Raw genomic sequence first — 14,925 nt, 5'->3', positions numbered from 1 at the left:
TTCCCCTGTGTCAGGCCTTGGCGCCTTTGCGCCCGTGTCCGATAAGCGGGGCGGCCCCGGTGTCGAGCGGCCAACGCGGCCGCGCGCCGAGGTCGAGGCCGGAGCGGTGCCCGGCCTCCATCAATTCCTGTCCGGCATAGGCGATCATGGCCGCGTTGTCGGTGCAGAGGGCCAGCGGCGGCGCGACAAATTGCACGCCCGCCTCCGCGCAACTCGCGGCGAGTGCCGCGCGCAGGGACCGGTTCGCGGCGACGCCGCCGGCCACGGCGCAGGCAGGCGCCGCCGGCGACTCCTCGGCGTAGCGGTCGAGCGCGCGGCGGGTCTTGGCGACCAGCACATCGCGCACCGCGGCCTGGAAACTCGCGCAGAGATCGGCCCGGTCCTGCCGCCACAGCCCGCCCTGCGCCGCCACCAGCCGGTCGCGTTCGCGCAGCACGGCGGTCTTGAGCCCCGAGAAGGACAGATCGCACCCCGGCCGGTCGAGCAACGGCCGCGGCAGGGCGAAGCGCGCCGGATCGCCCGCCTCCGCCGCCGCCTCGACGCTGGGCCCGCCGGGCTGCGCGAGGCCCAGAAGCCGTGCGACCTTGTCAAAAGCCTCGCCCGGGGCGTCGTCGATGGTGCCGCCGAGCCGGGTGAAATCCTCCGCCCCGCGCACGATCAGGAACTGGCAATGCCCGCCCGAGACGAGAAGCATGAGGTAGGGATAGGCCAGATCGTCGGTCAGACGCGGCGTCAGCGCGTGCCCGGCCAGGTGATTGACCCCGATGAGCGGCTTGCCCGTCGCGGCCGCCAGCGCCTTGGCGGTCATCACCCCCGCCAGAACGCCGCCGATCAGGCCTGGCCCCGCGGTCACGGCGATCCCGTCAACCTCCGCAAGGCGCAGACCGGCGGTGCGCAGCGCCTCGGCCACCACGGTGTCGAGCGTCTCGGCATGGGCGCGGGCGGCGATCTCGGGCACGACGCCGCCATAGGCCGCGTGCAGCCCGCCTTGCCCTGCGACGACGGACGACAGCACCTCGCGCCCGCGTACCAAAGCGGCAGCGGTGTCGTCGCAACTGCTCTCGATCCCGAGAAGGGTGCGCGCCATTGGTCTCGTCCGTTGCGCCAAAGCCCGCTCGCAGGTAGCACTGGGACACCCGGGCGGCAATCCCGCTACCCGCGTCTTGAAAGCCCCGTTCATGCCGACCCCGTCGCGCGCGCTCTCATGAGCACCGACCCTGTTCTGCTGCTCACCCGGCCGCGCGCCGCGTCCGAGCGGTTCCTGTCCGCCTTGGATGACGCCGGGATCACCGGCTTCCGGGCAATCGTCAGCCCGCTTCTGGCGATCCGGCGGCGCCCGGCCCTGCCCCCGATAGATCCCGAGGCGACGCTGGTCTTCACTTCGGCCAACGCCGTGCAGGCCTACGCGGCGCTCGGCGGCCCCGAGGGACGCGTGACCCACGCGGTCGGGGACGCAACCGCCGCGGCGGCGCGGGCGATCGGGCTCGACGCGGTGTCGGCCGGCGGCGATATCGACGCGCTGTTCGCCCATCTCGTGGCCGAGCGCGTGAGCGGCCCGGTCGTGCATCTGCGCGGGGCCATCAGCCGCGGCGACCTCGCCGGCCGGCTGCGCGCCGCCGGGATCGACGCCGCCGACGCCGTCCTCTACGATCAGCCGGTGCGGGAGTTCACGTCCGAGGCGCAAGACGCGTTGGCAGGACCGATCCCGGTCGTCGCGCCGCTGTTTTCGCCACGGACGGCGCGGGCCTTTGCGCTGCACCGCCCGTTCGGTGCTCCGATTCTCGCCGCCGCGATGAGCGAAGCCGTCGCCGAGGCCTTCTGCCCCGCGGCGCCGCACAAACTGGCCGTTGCGATCAGGCCGGATGCAGCCGCGATGGTCGTGACAGCGGCCGAACTTCTCGTCGCAGCCGCGGCGCTTGAGACGGGGGGAGGGGCCGAGTAAGGTCGCCAAGCAATTGACGCGCCGAGCGCGCGACGGGATTCGAAGGGGACAGCGGACGTGGCAGACGCGGACAAGCGGAAGGACGACGCCGAAAACAATCCGGAGAGCACGACGGAGGCAGGCGACGGCAGCACCGAAACCGGAGCCACCGCCGCGCCTGCGCCGGACGAGCGCGAGACAGAAGCCGGTGAAGCGACGGACGGGTCACCCACGGACGAGACGACGTCGGATGACACTGCGGCGGAGGCAACGGCAAGCGCCGGAACGCCGGCGGACGACACCTTGTCAGGTGACAGTTCAGCGCACGACACCGACGGCCCGGCGCCGCGCCCCTCCTTTGCCGAAAACCGCGCCGACGACGACGGCATGGCGCCCCCGCAGTCTGACGAGGACGTCGATGCGCCCCGCCCCGAGACAGGCGATCACAGCGTCACGCCCACCGACGACGGCCTTTCGCCGAATGACGATCTGCCCGAGGCCCCGGCCGAGAGCGCCGAGACCACAGATACCATCGCCGGCAGCGCCGCGCCCGACGCGGCGCCAACCGTCGTGCAGGAAAAGGTCATCGAGCGGCGCGGCGGTTTCTTTCCGATGCTGCTCGGCGGCGTCGTCGCGGCCGCCGCCGGCTTCGCACTGTCGCAGTATCTCGGACCGACCGGCTGGCCGTTCTCGGACGACGTCACCGCCTTCGAGGAAGAGACGCGCGCTGCGCTGGAGAATTCGCAATCCGGGCTCGACGCGCTCGACAGCCGCATCGCGGGGGTCGAGACCGGCCTCTCCGAGGTCGACCTGTCGAGCCTCGAAACCTCCGTCGCCGACCTCGTGGACCGCACCGCCACGCTCGGCACCGAACTGACGGCTCTGGCCGCCCGTATCGACGAGATTGCCGGCGGCGCGGAGGGCGAAGGCGCCTCGCTCGCCGGGCTGCAAGCGGCGGTCGAGGGCCTGCAATCGGGCCTCGAGGCGAGCGACGACAGCGCCGCCGCCCTCGCCGAGCGGGTCACCGCGATCGAGAAGGCGCCGATGGAAGACGTCGTTTCGCCCGAGACGGTGGCCGCCTACGAGCGCGAACTGCAGGAACTGCAAGCCCGTGTCGACGAACAAAGCGCGAGCTTCGACCAGGTCCAGCAGGAGCGGGCCACAGCCATGGAGCAGCAATTCTCCGAGCAGCAGGCCGCGATGGAAGACGCCTTCGCAAGCCAGCAGGCCCAGATCGAGGAGCAGCGCGCCGAGCTTCAGGCGATGGTCGACGAGGCGCGGGCCGCAGAGGCCGACGCCGAACGCCAGGCGCAGCTGGCCCGGTTGCGCGCCGCGGCCGCCGACCTGCTGACCGCCGTGCGCACCGGTGAGCCCTATGCCGACGCGCTCGACCCGCTGTCAGGCGAGGTCGACCTGCCCGAGGTTCTGACGGCCCCGGCCGAAGAGGGCGTGCCGACCCAGGCGGCGCTGATCGACGGCTTCCCCGAATCCGCACGCGCCGGCCTTGCCGCCGCCCGCGCGAACGCGGCCGAGGGCGAGGACGGCGGCAACCGGATCGCCAGCTTCATGGCCCGCCAGCTCGGCGCCCGATCGGTTACCCCGCAAGAGGGATCGAGCCCCGATGCCATCCTCAGCCGCGCCGAGGCGGCGGTGAACGCCGGCGATCTGCAGGCGGCGCTCGATGAAATCTCCGCCCTTCCCGAGGCGGCGCAAGCGGCGATGTCCGACTGGACCTCGCAGGCGCGCACCCGGGCCGAGGCGGTCGCCGCGGCCGACGGGCTCGCGCAGCAACTGAACCAAGAGTAAAAGGTCGCCGCACATGCTTTGGTCTCTTCTCAAGATCGTCATCTTCGTCGCGGCGGTCGCGGCCCTCACGCTCGGCGCCGGCTACCTGATGGAATCCACCGGCGGCGTGATGGTCACCGTCGCCGGAACCGAATACACCCTCGGTCCGCTGCAATCGGTGCTGGCGCTGATCCTCCTGGTCGTCGCGCTCTACATCCTGTTCAAGCTTCTCTCGCTCCTCGTGGCGGTTCTGCGGTTCATCAACGGCGACGACACGGCGCTGTCGCGCTATTTCGACCGCAATCGCGAAAAGAAGGGCTTTGAGGCGCTGTCCGACGGGCTCACCGCACTGGCCGCCGGCGAGGGCCGGCTCGCCATGGCCAAGGCACAGAAGGCCGAGCGCTACCTCGAACGGCCGGAGATCACCAACCTGATCGTCGCACAGGCCGCCGAGATGCAGGGCGACCGCAAGAAGGCGGAGGCGACCTACAAGAAGCTTCTGACCAACGACAAGACCCGCTTTGTCGGGATCCGCGGGATCATGCACCAGCGCCTCGCCGAGGGCGACACCGAGACCGCGATGCAGCTGGCCGAGCGCGCCTTCGCGCTGAAGCCGAAGCACGAGGAGGTGCAGGACATCCTGCTGCGCCTTCAGGCCGGCAAGCACGACTGGGCCGGTGCCCGCAAGACCCTGAACGCGAAGTTGAAATACGGTGCCCTGCCGCGCGACGTGCACAAGCGGCGCGACGCGGTCCTGGCGCTGTCCGAAGCCAAGGACGTGCTCGACAACGGCAAGACGATCGAGGCGCGCGAGGTCTCCATCGCCGCCAACAAGGGCTCGCCGGATCTCGTGCCCGCCGCGGCGATGGCCGCACGCGGCCTGATCACCGACGGCAAGAAGAAGCATGCCGCGCGCATCCTGCGCAAGGCGTGGGAGCAGGAGCCGCATCCGGACCTCGCCGCCGCCTATGCGGAGATCGAACCCGACGAGAGTCCCAATGCGCGCCTCAAGCGCTTCGGCCAGCTGACGTCCATCCGTCCCGAACACCGCGAGACGAGGCTGCTGAACGCGGAGCTGCACCTCGCGGCCGAGGATTTCCCCGGCGCCCGCCGCGCCGTCGGCGATCTGCCGGAGACGGAGCCGGACGCCCGCGTGCTGTCGATCATGGCGGCGATCGAGCGCGGCGAAGGCGCGTCCGACCGCGTCGTCCGCGGCTGGCTCGCCCGCGCCCTGACGGCTCCGCGCGGCCCAGCCTGGGTCTGCGAGAACTGCAACCACATCCACGCCGACTGGGTGCCCGTCTGCACAAATTGCGAGGCCTTCGACACGCTGTCCTGGAAGACCCCGCCGCAATCGGAAGTGGCCACCCCCGTGGGCGCCGAGATGCTGCCGCTGCTCGTCGGCGACGAGGAACAGCCGGACCTGCCGGCAGCGGCGTCGGCCGAGCCCACCACGGCGGATCTGGAGGCCCACGCAGAAGCCTCGGAGACCGCCGAGTCTGCGGAAGAGCAGCAGCGCGAAAAGGCGAATTGACCCCTTTTCCTGCCCGTGAGCCGGTGCTAAGAGCCGGCTCACTCCGGCGCCGGTGTAGCTCAGCTGGTAGAGCACGTCATTCGTAATGATGGGGTCGTAGGTTCGAGTCCTATCACCGGCACCAGAGACTTCGCGCAAGCACTTGAAGTTAAGGGAAAACTCTTGGCCAAAGCCAGGTTTATCCACCTTCCTGTCCACCCTTAGTGAACTGCGCTACTTGTATTTGCGTGGCTTCACGGAATCACATCACATCAACTTCGGCTGTTCGACCTCCTGAAGCATGGAACCGCTTGGTAAGCGGTTTGCGTAGTAGTAGTGTCACAGCAAATCACAAGAAAAACTCGGGAAGCAGGAGACCATCATGACCGCCCAGGAAACCGAAGCACTTCAGTTCCTCATCGACCGCGCTCGCAAGGTGGGCATGACCGAGAAGGAAGTGACCGAACAACGTCGCAGCTTTGCGTATGGTAACTCCGCATTCGAGAACTCGCGCATCACTCGTGAGATGATCGATCAGGAGGCCGACAAACTCGGACTTTGATTATCAGTATGGACGAACATGATGACGGGGTACGACACAGTCAGGCAGAAAGTGCTGCCATCGTGTCGAACCCCGATGAACGCGCAAGACTTGAAGCCGCAAACGCTCTGAAGCAGGCACAGCTTGTGCAAGACATGGTCATGTCCGGCATTGAGCGTAGTCCTTTCAAACTACGCCCGTCCAAGGTTCTGGATCTCAACAGATGTGCGATCCAAGGCCTCGATGCCTACGCGGGGAATTGGCGACCCGGCGACGTGGAGATTGGCAAGAGCAAACACCAGCCGCCGGGAGCACACCTCGTTCCTGAACTGGTCGAGGAAATGTGCGATTACGTCAACGACAACTGGGCGCGCAGGAACTCAATACATCTCGCTTCCTTCGTCATGTGGCGTCTGAATTGGATACATCCGTTCACGGATGGAAATGGCAGAACCTCGCGAGCAGTATCTTACCTGGTTTTGAGCGTACACGCTGGCGCTGTTTTCCCCGGCCGACAAACGATACCCGAGCAAGTTGTTGCCAACCGGAAGCCATACTACGACGCACTCGAAAGCGCAGATGCGAAGTTTTCGGAAAGCGAAGGTTTCCCCGATGATATTGTGTCGGGCATGGAAGACCTGATGTCAGCAATGCTTGCGAAGCAACTCAAAGGCGCTTTCGACTCAGCGACCGAATAGGCCAACTTTGCCGAGGTAGTTCAATCCGGTTTGTCCAAGCGTCACCATTGAAGCGCTGAACTCCGTGTCGGCCTCGGAGAGAGTCCAAACGTTTTAGACGTGACCGTTGATGCCGCCAAAGCATTAGCGGATCGTGGTCCCGTGTATGGACTTCAGAGCAGAGAACAAAGTGTTGCGAGCAAGAGTTACCCTCTAGCTGGAACGCGCCTCTCGCCCGGGCCGCGACGACTTCTTCTTCTTTTTTCTGGCAGTCTCAAAGTCAATCTTCACCTTCCTCAGGTTGTCCTTGGGCTCCTTTAAATTCCAGTCTGGAGAGAAGCATTCACGGCCACTCATCGTTCTCAGGGTGTCTTCGATCCTCGGCCACCACATCAGTAGATGGGCCGCTTGCAGCGTTCCACGGGCGCTGGACCATCTCCTTGGCAAGTGAATGACCTTCAAGCCAGTGTTGAAAACAGCGCTCACTTGGGGCTCAAGCTTCAAGAAGTCGGTGTCGGCGGTGAGTATTGCGTCTCCCCCCTCCTCTGAAAATGCAGTGATCCAGTGCACATCATCCCGTCCACGATGGCCTGCGGAGTGTACGGATGAGAGCTCCCATCCGTCTGAAAGCGCCAAGTCACGAACCGCGTCGACAATGGCCGGCGCGACGTGTTCATCGGCCCTTATCCTCAAGCGGCCCTCAGCTCGTAGCCAACGGCCGTCTCTACATCCGAAGTTTCTACCTTGAAGAGGCGTGCCACGGTGGCAGCTTTTCGTTCCGACTGCCACTGGCGAAACAGCACTGAGGTAGGGATTCGGATGCCCTCAATGACTGGTTTTCCGAAGGCGATTTTCGGATCGATGACGATATTGGGAAACTGTTGTGGTGCGGGGCGCCATCTGGTTGCAAGGAAAGACTTTGGGTCAAAGACCACCCCTGCCTGGATGGTCTGCTCGATTGTATCCCACATTTCGTGCTGGCCGCTAGCCATGTCCCAGGTCACCCTGTCACCACTTTCCGCGGCCACAGTGGCAAACACCTTTTTGCGGTCGGTGACGTAGTGTTCGCTCTCCAATGCTAGAGGATGCGACACGCACCAATCAGCCCGTGCTCTTGCCGCCGCATCACGCAGCGTTCTCATGGGAACGCCCTGAGAGCGGAAGAAGGCCACGAAGCGCACTTCCATGAGATCAAGAAAACTGAGTGTTCGGGTATCCTTGAAATCCCGATCAATGACCGGGCCGGCCTGGCTGTTTGGGTACCCGTTCAGCCAGCCGCGTATAGCTGCCGACTTGGCGTGCACCAACTTGGCAGTCTCCGGGACACTAAAGAACCCCGCGAAGAGCGGGTCTGGCGACAGGTCGTTCACGGTCCCCTCCTCTGTGGATCGCTGTGAGCGATATATCGTCATATAGGGAAATATCCTACCACGGTCACCTAGGAGAAGCGCGGAACCTGTTCTTTGACCGCATCTTCCGTACGCTCGACGCGGCGATTACTAATCAGCCGGTTGATAATAGGAGCCGATTCCGAATGAACTGCCTGGCAATCATCGCCGTCACCGCATCAATGATCGTAGACGGCGACACGGTTCGCCTGGACGGCCCGAACGCGCGCCTGACCGGCGTAGGGAACGTCCCGTTCGATACGCCGGAGACCTATCAGCCAGAGTGCGGCTATGAAGCGGAAGTTGGCGCAGAGGCCACCGCCCTGGTGAAATCCCTCATGCCGGGCAACTTGTGCATCATTAATCGAGGCGGCGGCGGTTACGGACGCGACCTCGCTGTTCTGTTCGGCAACGACGGCGAGGATGTACGCGAGCCGCTGATGCGTGCCGGGCTCGCAAAGGCGTCAAAGAATGCCGATTGGTGTCGTTAAACCAACGCGGGGTCTACCCGTCGCATGCGCAGCCCTTCCCTTTGCTGCAATTGTAGGATCGGTTGATACAGCTGTCTCCACACGCTTTGCCCTTGCGGCATATCTTGCAGCATGCAGCGTCGAAAATGCCCGCTGAATTCGACCGCATCCTCTCGATACGCTCGGCTATGGAGAGCTGATCAACTCCGCCGTCTGCCGAAGGACTCACCGTGACCGGGGAAAAAGTCTGCGCACTCCCGGCCAATGGAACAAAGGCAAACGTAGCGAGCGCGAGGATCGAGATGGCATTCTTCAAAACAGCTACTCCAATGAAGCCTACTCAAACGAACTGATGCTATGCCGCGCCATCCAGTCCGGGCAAGCAAGTTTTGCTCGGCGATTGTCCGGAGGGTCGCTATCCTAGATCATCGATGGACTGCGGGACCCTTTGGCAATGTCTGGACGCGCTGAACTCGAACAGATCCATCTGGCGACCATCTCAGAGATTTCACGAAGGTCCGCGAGCGAACGTGTGCGCCTGATCGAGGAGTACCAACGTCGATCCGAAGCGGCGTTCGCACCAACAACACGCCGGAATTACGTCCAGATAATCGCTATGTTTCGCGGATGGTGTGACGAACACGGCTACGATCCGACGCCGCCTGTGAGCGCGGGCACCGTGGCCGCATACATTGACCATCTTGGCGGCAAGGTTCGCCCCACGACCATTGGCGTACGGCTCTGGGCGATCAACGAAATGCACCGGGCGTCGTTCACACTATCCCCCTGCAAGCACCGTCTGGTCGAGCTAGCGCTTATGGCGGTGAAACGCACCTATGGCGCCCATATCCGGCAGGCTGCGCCGCTATCGAAACCAGAAGTGATCGCGACTATCGAAAAGCTCGGGAACTCGCGGATCGAGATGCGCGACAAAGCCCTCCTGTGGATCGCCAGCGACAGCTGGTGCCGGTCGAGCGAAATCGTCGCTTTCCGCGTGCGTGACCTGGAGACCCAGAGCGACGGGTCGAGCCTACTTTTTGTCGCTCGCTCCAAAACCGACCAGTACGGCGAAGGGGCATATGCATATCTCTCACGCCGAGGGACGGACGCCGCCTTGGCTTGGATCAAGCTGGCCGGTCTTGGCCTCGATGATCCGATCCTGACCAAGTCACAGAGAGGCGGCCAACGTACGCCGCTCGACCCGGCGACAGTTTCGAGGATCATGAAGCGAAGGACCGGCCGGCGCGACGTAAGCGCGCACAGCACACGCGTTGGCGGCGTGCAGGACGCGTTCAGGCTTGGATGCGACCTATCAAGCATCATGGTAGCCGGCCGATGGAATTCACCGGAAATGCCCGCTCGCTATGGGCGACGCATCCTCGCCAGCCAATCGGCAGCCGCTCAGGTCTGCGCAGCGTTCGAGGAGACTGAAACAGGAAGCGGCGAGCACCGTTAACCTATGGTTAACCATACAGTCACATCATTATTCAGCGGCTAGAAGATGGGTGGCAAATGACTTGTGAGTGCGAGAAACGGATTGTCGAGTTAGAGGAGGCGCTGGCCGAGTACATGGTGCTATATGGGTCAACCGCGCGCGCACGTGCCGCGATGATCCACTCAGCTTCGCCGCACAACGAGTTTCACCAGCAGCGCGGATGCTTACCCCGACGCAGCGACGACAATTGACGGGTGCTTTGGGAAGCTGCGGAGGTCGAACCAGACGAACCGGCTGCCGTCCGGGTTTGTCTTGTTGCCCCACTTGATTGCACCATCGCCGGCCTTGTGACGGATCAACGCCGCTCGGAATGCGCGAAGGTCAATCAGCCACCAGCGCTCCAAGCCGCCCCATTCGTTCGCGTGTGCGTAAAACATCCAGTCGCCATGTCCGTTGACGATTTTCGCCAGCTCGGTCTCCCCTCCCGAAGGCAGCCCCGAGCGGATGGTGAACTGATGCGGGAAGCGTTCAGCGTAACCCGGCCGGCGGACGCGGGCCGCGATGCGAAGATCCTTGCCATCGAGCATGAGAAGATCCGTCGCCTGCCGCATGTCCAAAGCATCGGGCGCAGCCTGTAACAAGTGCGCCCCGACGATGTGCTTGATCTGGGGTATGAACTGGTCCGACCAGGCGCGGTCGCGCTCGTAGCTGCTGGCAATCATGTTCATGGGAATGGCTTTCGGGAATGGCGAAGGGGAGTGCGCGAATGGGCACTCCCCGGTTTCGCAACTGTCCGTATCTCGCTCAGGCTGCTAATTTCGTGTCGGCTTGGGACCCCGCGCCGCTCGCGAGTTTCCATTCGGCTTCGTGCTGGGCTTCGGCTGCGATCAACTTGTCTTTTGCCGACCGAACGACCGCCATCAAGCTGCGGGCCGTCTGGTTACTGGTGCCAAGGTATTCGTCTTCGATAGCCAAATCCCAAAACGCTTCGAGAAGGTCACGGGCTGTCATGATGCTCTCGGTGGTCGCGTCGTGGGCATCGCGATACTTGTCGCTCTGTATGCTCATGGTAGGTCTCCGGTCTTTCACTGCGCTTAGCGTTACGTTTCGGTTGCGGCACGGCTGGAGGGCGCCGGGGGCAAGCGCCCTCCGGCCGGCTCACGCGGCCCGCTGCTCCTCCACGGCACGGGCGTAGATTTGCAGGGCATCCTCGGCGTCCTTGCCTTCGAGGATCAGTTGGAGCGTGAAGGTGAGAGCCTTCTTCTCGTTCGCCGATAGAGCGTCGACCGCTTGCTTGACCGGCTCCATGGCCTTGGTGTGAGCCCGGTGCGAACGAACCAGCTGACTGACGTCACCGAATGCCAACCACATCAGGTCGCCGCGTGCGTCTTCGCAGAACTGCGTGAGGGCGTCGGTCAAGAGTACGGCGCTGTCCTCGAAATCCAACTTCACCGGCTCGACCCCGGCTTCCTTGGCGAGCAGCTGCACCCGTTCCTGGACCGCGTGCCATGCGAAAGCCTGATGCCTCTTGCGGTAGGCCATCGCCAGCGGCTTCACATCCCCGGCGAACGCCCAGTCGAGGCACAGCTCTTCCTGTTCCGCGTAGTGCAGGAATTCGGTTGTGGGCGCTCCCTCGTCATCGAGGATGGGCGTGGGGGCCTCTGCCCCTACCCATTCGCCAAACTGCGCGAGGCGCTGATTGATAGCGGGCCAGTCTCTTTCGATGCTGTCGGTCATGGTATCCTCCTTCTCGGTGGGCGCCCTCAGGCGCGAAACAGGTGCTCGCGGCCGTCCACGGCGATCCGCGTGACGGTTGCGAGGTTGATGCTGCGGGCCGCACGCTTCTGCGCGTCCCACACGGGCAGCAGGTTGGGATGAGAGGCGCGGCGGCTTTCGGCCGCCCGCTTGCCCGCATCGGTCGCCGCATCGCCCTTGAGACGGCTGTGCAGCGCTGCGGGCTGCACCTGCATAGTGCGCTCGGTGCCGTCCTTCTTGGTGAAGGTGACGGCGCAGAACCGGCCCTTCGCCGAAGCGATCAACTCACGCTTTTCCGCCTCGCGTTCACGGACGACGGAAAGAGCGGCGCGCAGGGCTTCGATCCGCGCCCAGCCATCGGCGTCGATGTGACTGCGGTTCTCGGAGTCATTGAGTTCGGCGAGCAGAGATGCGCTGGACCGCTCGACCAGAGCGCCAAGGCTGTCGATATGCGCTGCCCACTGTTGAGCCCGAGCTTTCATTTCGGCCCACGCCTTGCGCAGGCAGTCGGCGAAGATGGAGCGCTTCTCGCTCACCGTAGCGGTCCGACGCTGTCCGTAGGTCGGTCCCGGCGTCCAGTCGTAGATGAAGCTGTATGCAAGCTCCTGGCGCGCCCACGTCCACGCGAGGCGCATGAGGTCGCTGCGGTTGATAATGGTGTGCATGCTTAAGCGCTCCTCATGTTGCTATTTCGCCTACCGTGTAGTAGACATAGCTACAGGGTTAGCACTTAGTCAATACCCTGTAGGCGAAAAAACATACAGGGTTAGCGAATGTCGCCAGAACAGTTACGAATGGCGCGGGCAGCGGTAAGGTTAGGGGTGCGCGAGTTGGCCACAGAGGCCGGGGTGTCTTTCACCACCGTCAGTCGGTTTGAGACGGGCAAGAGCGGGTTGCAGCATAGCAGCGCCGAGGCTCTTCGCCGCGCTCTCGAAGCCCGTGGCATCCAATTCCTTGAGAACGGGCAAGTTGCCGAAGGCAACGGGGTAGCTATCCGACGGCTCGACGCTGGCGGCACCCTCGACGACACATAGGGGCACCCGGCGCCCAAAGCGAATCCTTGCCAGAAGCATACCCCTTGCGGCTACTGTTGGTCGTATTACCAGCAGAGGAGGAACCAATGGCGCACAAGTTCGAGGTCTACAAAGACAGGGCAGGCGAGTTCCGCGTTCGCTTCAAGTACAACTCCGAGGTCATGTTCTCGACCGAGGGTTATTCGAGCAAAAGCTCCGCGATGAATGCCATCGAGTCGATCAAGAAGAACGGCCCGTCGGCGCCGGTCGAGGACAACTCGTGACCGAAGCCGAGTAAGAGAAAACACCAGAAAAGTATCGCACAACAAAAGTTAAGTATCGCGGATGTTGACTATTGATCTGCGATACTTGGCTCAACATCTTCGTTACGAAACTGCGAAGTAACGGGGAGACGGCACGAAATATTCCCAAGGAAACTGACACCGGGAAGGCAGGAAAACTCCGCCGAGTGAAACATCATCCGCTTGCAGGAGGCTCTGGGCCTGAAAGTAGATGGCCCGGGCGTTGGAACGAGGGAAAGATTACGGCTCCGAAGTCTCCGACCGATTTGACACCCCTGAGTTATTCCACGATAGGCACCGCTGATGCGGTACCGGAGGCATGACAATCGGCATGCTCTCAAGGCCGTTCCTGAAATTCTGGAAGGTGAAGTCCATGGCCGAAATTGATGTGTTGTCCTTGAACAAAGACGAGTTGCAGGACCTGAGGAAGCGGATCGACGTCGCGCTTGAGCAACGCGAGCTTCGCGACAAGCAGGAGGCACTGGAAGCGGCTGAGGCCGCCGCGCGGAAGAGCGGGTTTTCCCTGTCGGACCTCTTGGGTGAGACGACAAAAACGCGTGCGCCGAAACCGGCCAAATTCGCCGACCCCAAGGATCGGACGCGAACCTGGAGCGGCCGCGGGCGAAAGCCCAATTGGTACCTGAAGGCACTCGAAGAGGGATACTCCGAGGCGGATATGCGAATCTCCTGATCCTTCTACAACGCCGGCGTACCCTCCAAGATAGAAAACCAACGGGTGAATTCACTTTTCGCAACGGGCCGTGAGGTCACGCTACCACACCGTGTCGTGATCTTGCACAATCCAACCGATGAGTGATTCACCCTGGTTCAAAGTCTCCGCACTCTCCGAGCTGCGCAAGCTGCTGAGCAGATGCGAAGCGGCCGGCGACCCGTATGCTGATGTCAACCTCGCTGACCTGGTTCAACGCGCTGGTCATTCAGTTTGTGATGCGGTGGCCCTTTCCGAGGCCCGCGCAGCGATGTTTGCCGAACTCTGGAATGGCGACAGGGTTATCCACCAAGACACCAGATTTGGCGTCCGCGCTCTGACAATTCGTTACGAGCTACCGAGACAGCGACGGACGGCCGGCGCGGCGCAGCCGGCTCATGATGTATCGCAGCATCCCAAAGAGTAGGCTTCCGGCGAGAACGCTTTGAAGTCCGCGAGCCATCACCACGCGGAACACCTCAGTCGGATAGGCAAGGGACAAGTGAACGCTCGATACTTAAAATGATATGTGATGGAACTTTTCCCTCGACCGACGTATTTCACCAACAATGGTGTTCTTCCGCCGATTGTGGCAGCAAGGGTTTGAACCGCAATGGAAGACGGCGAGCACAGAAGGGAAGCCGAGTGGAACGAGCGCCGCGAAAATGCTGATCCGCCGCCGACGTCCTGGCTGGATTCGGTCAACTTCCAGCATATCCTTGGTCTAGTGGCCGTACTAACGGCATTTGCTTTTGTGGTCCTGCTCAAGAACTGATCAGCCTGCGAAGGGGAGCGCTGACAACGTGGCAGCTATCAGCTTGTCCCGCGGCGCCTCAAAGTTATGCGCGACATCCTGTGCAGCGGAGACCGACAGCGTGTGGAGGATCGATTCGAACAAGGACGCAACGCACCAGTGTGGCTCGGTTCACCCTCTAAGCCTCTGATTGCAGAATGAAACATTTCATCACGCGGAACTCGAAGGAACTTCAAGGATATCCGGAAAAGACGTCCCCACAGCCGAGAATCCCGGCTGATTTGGCGGAAAGTCAGGTAATCTGCACGTTGCCCAGCACACCGAGAAGACGGCGTAGGTTCACGCCTTCTCCGCGGCAGCCCGAATTACAGCGCGGGGCACGCCTAGACGCAAATCCTTAGTGCACGACTCAAAGTTTTCCATATGACCCAGGGCGCTTGGCAATGCACCAGGCGCCCCATTCATCGTACCAACCTATCTCATTCATGTGACAGCATTGGACCGGCGGCACACCGCCGTCATTGACGTCATGGCCCCACCTCCGACAAAACTGTGTTTCCAAGTCCGATCACAGCCTTGGCCGCTCTACGGGTTTGCACCAATGGAATACTCCGTCCTATCGTGGCTTCATGTCGGTACAACATAAAAGGCGGCCCCCCGAT

The 14,925-nt window shown here is 63.0% G+C and carries 18 protein-coding genes and 1 tRNA gene; 12 read left to right on the top strand and 7 right to left on the bottom strand.

Annotation, left to right across the window (positions count from 1 at the left end):
- Nucleotides 1-10: 10 nt before the first annotated feature.
- Nucleotides 11-1,087 carry a tRNA (adenosine(37)-N6)-threonylcarbamoyltransferase complex transferase subunit TsaD gene (gene tsaD, locus F3H57_RS04305; RefSeq protein ID WP_149754648.1) on the bottom strand — a complete coding sequence of 359 codons (1,077 nt, stop codon included), beginning with the start codon at nucleotides 1,085-1,087 and terminating at the stop codon, nucleotides 11-13.
- A 117-nt stretch (nucleotides 1,088-1,204) separates the two neighbouring features.
- Between tsaD and F3H57_RS04300 the strand changes: the two genes are divergently transcribed.
- The 6 genes from F3H57_RS04300 (at nucleotide 1,205) to F3H57_RS04275 (ending at nucleotide 6,458) form a co-directional block, all read left to right on the top strand.
- Nucleotides 1,205-1,942, top strand: a complete 738-nt coding sequence (locus tag F3H57_RS04300) for a uroporphyrinogen-III synthase (protein ID WP_149754647.1) — start codon at nucleotides 1,205-1,207, stop codon at nucleotides 1,940-1,942.
- A gap of 57 nt (nucleotides 1,943-1,999) precedes the next feature.
- Nucleotides 2,000-3,727, top strand: coding sequence for a COG4223 family protein (locus F3H57_RS04295; RefSeq protein ID WP_149754646.1), 1,728 nt, complete (start codon nucleotides 2,000-2,002; stop codon nucleotides 3,725-3,727).
- A gap of 13 nt (nucleotides 3,728-3,740) precedes the next feature.
- Nucleotides 3,741-5,240 (top strand): heme biosynthesis protein HemY, encoded by a 1,500-nt coding sequence (locus tag F3H57_RS04290; RefSeq protein ID WP_149754645.1) that lies wholly within the window; start codon nucleotides 3,741-3,743, stop codon nucleotides 5,238-5,240.
- A gap of 48 nt (nucleotides 5,241-5,288) precedes the next feature.
- Nucleotides 5,289-5,364: transfer RNA gene (locus F3H57_RS04285), tRNA-Thr, on the top strand.
- A 237-nt stretch (nucleotides 5,365-5,601) separates the two neighbouring features.
- Nucleotides 5,602-5,781, top strand: a complete 180-nt coding sequence (locus tag F3H57_RS04280) for a hypothetical protein (protein WP_149754644.1) — start codon at nucleotides 5,602-5,604, stop codon at nucleotides 5,779-5,781.
- Between the two features lie 8 nt (nucleotides 5,782-5,789).
- The gene (locus F3H57_RS04275; RefSeq protein WP_149754643.1) at nucleotides 5,790-6,458 is read left to right on the top strand and encodes a Fic family protein; all 669 of its coding nucleotides are present in this window, start codon (nucleotides 5,790-5,792) and stop codon (nucleotides 6,456-6,458) included.
- A gap of 192 nt (nucleotides 6,459-6,650) precedes the next feature.
- Here F3H57_RS04275 and F3H57_RS04270 read toward each other — a convergent pair whose 3' ends face one another.
- On the bottom strand, nucleotides 6,651-7,130 hold the full coding sequence (locus F3H57_RS04270; RefSeq protein ID WP_149754642.1) for a DUF5615 family PIN-like protein: 480 nt from the start codon (nucleotides 7,128-7,130) through the stop codon (nucleotides 6,651-6,653).
- A complete protein-coding gene (locus tag F3H57_RS04265; protein WP_188129595.1) occupies nucleotides 7,127-7,807 on the bottom strand; it encodes a DUF433 domain-containing protein in 681 nt (226 codons plus the stop codon). Before F3H57_RS04265 ends, F3H57_RS04270 begins: the two co-directional genes overlap by 4 nt.
- Nucleotides 7,808-7,971: 164 nt before the next feature.
- Between F3H57_RS04265 and F3H57_RS04260 the strand changes: the two genes are divergently transcribed.
- Entirely contained in the window at nucleotides 7,972-8,316 is a 345-nt protein-coding gene (locus tag F3H57_RS04260; RefSeq protein WP_149754640.1) for a thermonuclease family protein, read from the top strand.
- Nucleotides 8,317-8,749: 433 nt separating this feature from the next.
- Nucleotides 8,750-9,751, top strand: a complete 1,002-nt coding sequence (locus tag F3H57_RS04255) for a site-specific integrase (RefSeq protein ID WP_149754639.1) — start codon at nucleotides 8,750-8,752, stop codon at nucleotides 9,749-9,751.
- Nucleotides 9,752-9,954: 203 nt separating this feature from the next.
- Here F3H57_RS04255 and F3H57_RS04250 read toward each other — a convergent pair whose 3' ends face one another.
- From F3H57_RS04250 to F3H57_RS04235, 4 genes are all read right to left on the bottom strand, one after another.
- Entirely contained in the window at nucleotides 9,955-10,458 is a 504-nt protein-coding gene (locus F3H57_RS04250) for a hypothetical protein (RefSeq protein WP_149754638.1), read from the bottom strand.
- 76 nt (nucleotides 10,459-10,534) lie between these two features.
- Complete coding sequence (locus F3H57_RS04245; protein WP_149754637.1) at nucleotides 10,535-10,798, bottom strand: hypothetical protein; 264 nt, start codon at nucleotides 10,796-10,798, stop codon at nucleotides 10,535-10,537.
- Nucleotides 10,799-10,888: 90 nt separating this feature from the next.
- Complete coding sequence (locus F3H57_RS04240; protein ID WP_149754636.1) at nucleotides 10,889-11,467, bottom strand: hypothetical protein; 579 nt, start codon at nucleotides 11,465-11,467, stop codon at nucleotides 10,889-10,891.
- 26 nt (nucleotides 11,468-11,493) lie between these two features.
- Nucleotides 11,494-12,150 (bottom strand): hypothetical protein, encoded by a 657-nt coding sequence (locus F3H57_RS04235; RefSeq protein ID WP_149754635.1) that lies wholly within the window; start codon nucleotides 12,148-12,150, stop codon nucleotides 11,494-11,496.
- Nucleotides 12,151-12,258: 108 nt separating this feature from the next.
- On the opposite strand from F3H57_RS04235, the gene F3H57_RS04230 reads away from it, so the two are divergent.
- From F3H57_RS04230 to F3H57_RS22085, 4 genes are all read left to right on the top strand, one after another.
- A complete protein-coding gene (locus tag F3H57_RS04230) occupies nucleotides 12,259-12,519 on the top strand; it encodes a helix-turn-helix domain-containing protein (protein WP_223162945.1) in 261 nt (86 codons plus the stop codon).
- An 86-nt stretch (nucleotides 12,520-12,605) separates the two neighbouring features.
- Complete coding sequence (locus F3H57_RS04225; RefSeq protein ID WP_149754634.1) at nucleotides 12,606-12,782, top strand: YegP family protein; 177 nt, start codon at nucleotides 12,606-12,608, stop codon at nucleotides 12,780-12,782.
- Between the two features lie 337 nt (nucleotides 12,783-13,119).
- Complete coding sequence (locus F3H57_RS04220; RefSeq protein ID WP_223162944.1) at nucleotides 13,120-13,491, top strand: H-NS histone family protein; 372 nt, start codon at nucleotides 13,120-13,122, stop codon at nucleotides 13,489-13,491.
- Nucleotides 13,492-14,122: 631 nt separating this feature from the next.
- On the top strand, nucleotides 14,123-14,284 hold the full coding sequence (locus F3H57_RS22085) for a hypothetical protein (protein WP_188129594.1): 162 nt from the start codon (nucleotides 14,123-14,125) through the stop codon (nucleotides 14,282-14,284).
- Nucleotides 14,285-14,925 lie beyond the last annotated feature (641 nt).

This window comes from Roseivivax sediminis (assembly GCF_900112685.1).
Taxonomy (GTDB): Bacteria; Pseudomonadota; Alphaproteobacteria; order Rhodobacterales; family Rhodobacteraceae; genus Roseivivax; species Roseivivax sediminis.
This window is presented reverse-complemented; position numbering and strand designations above follow the sequence as displayed.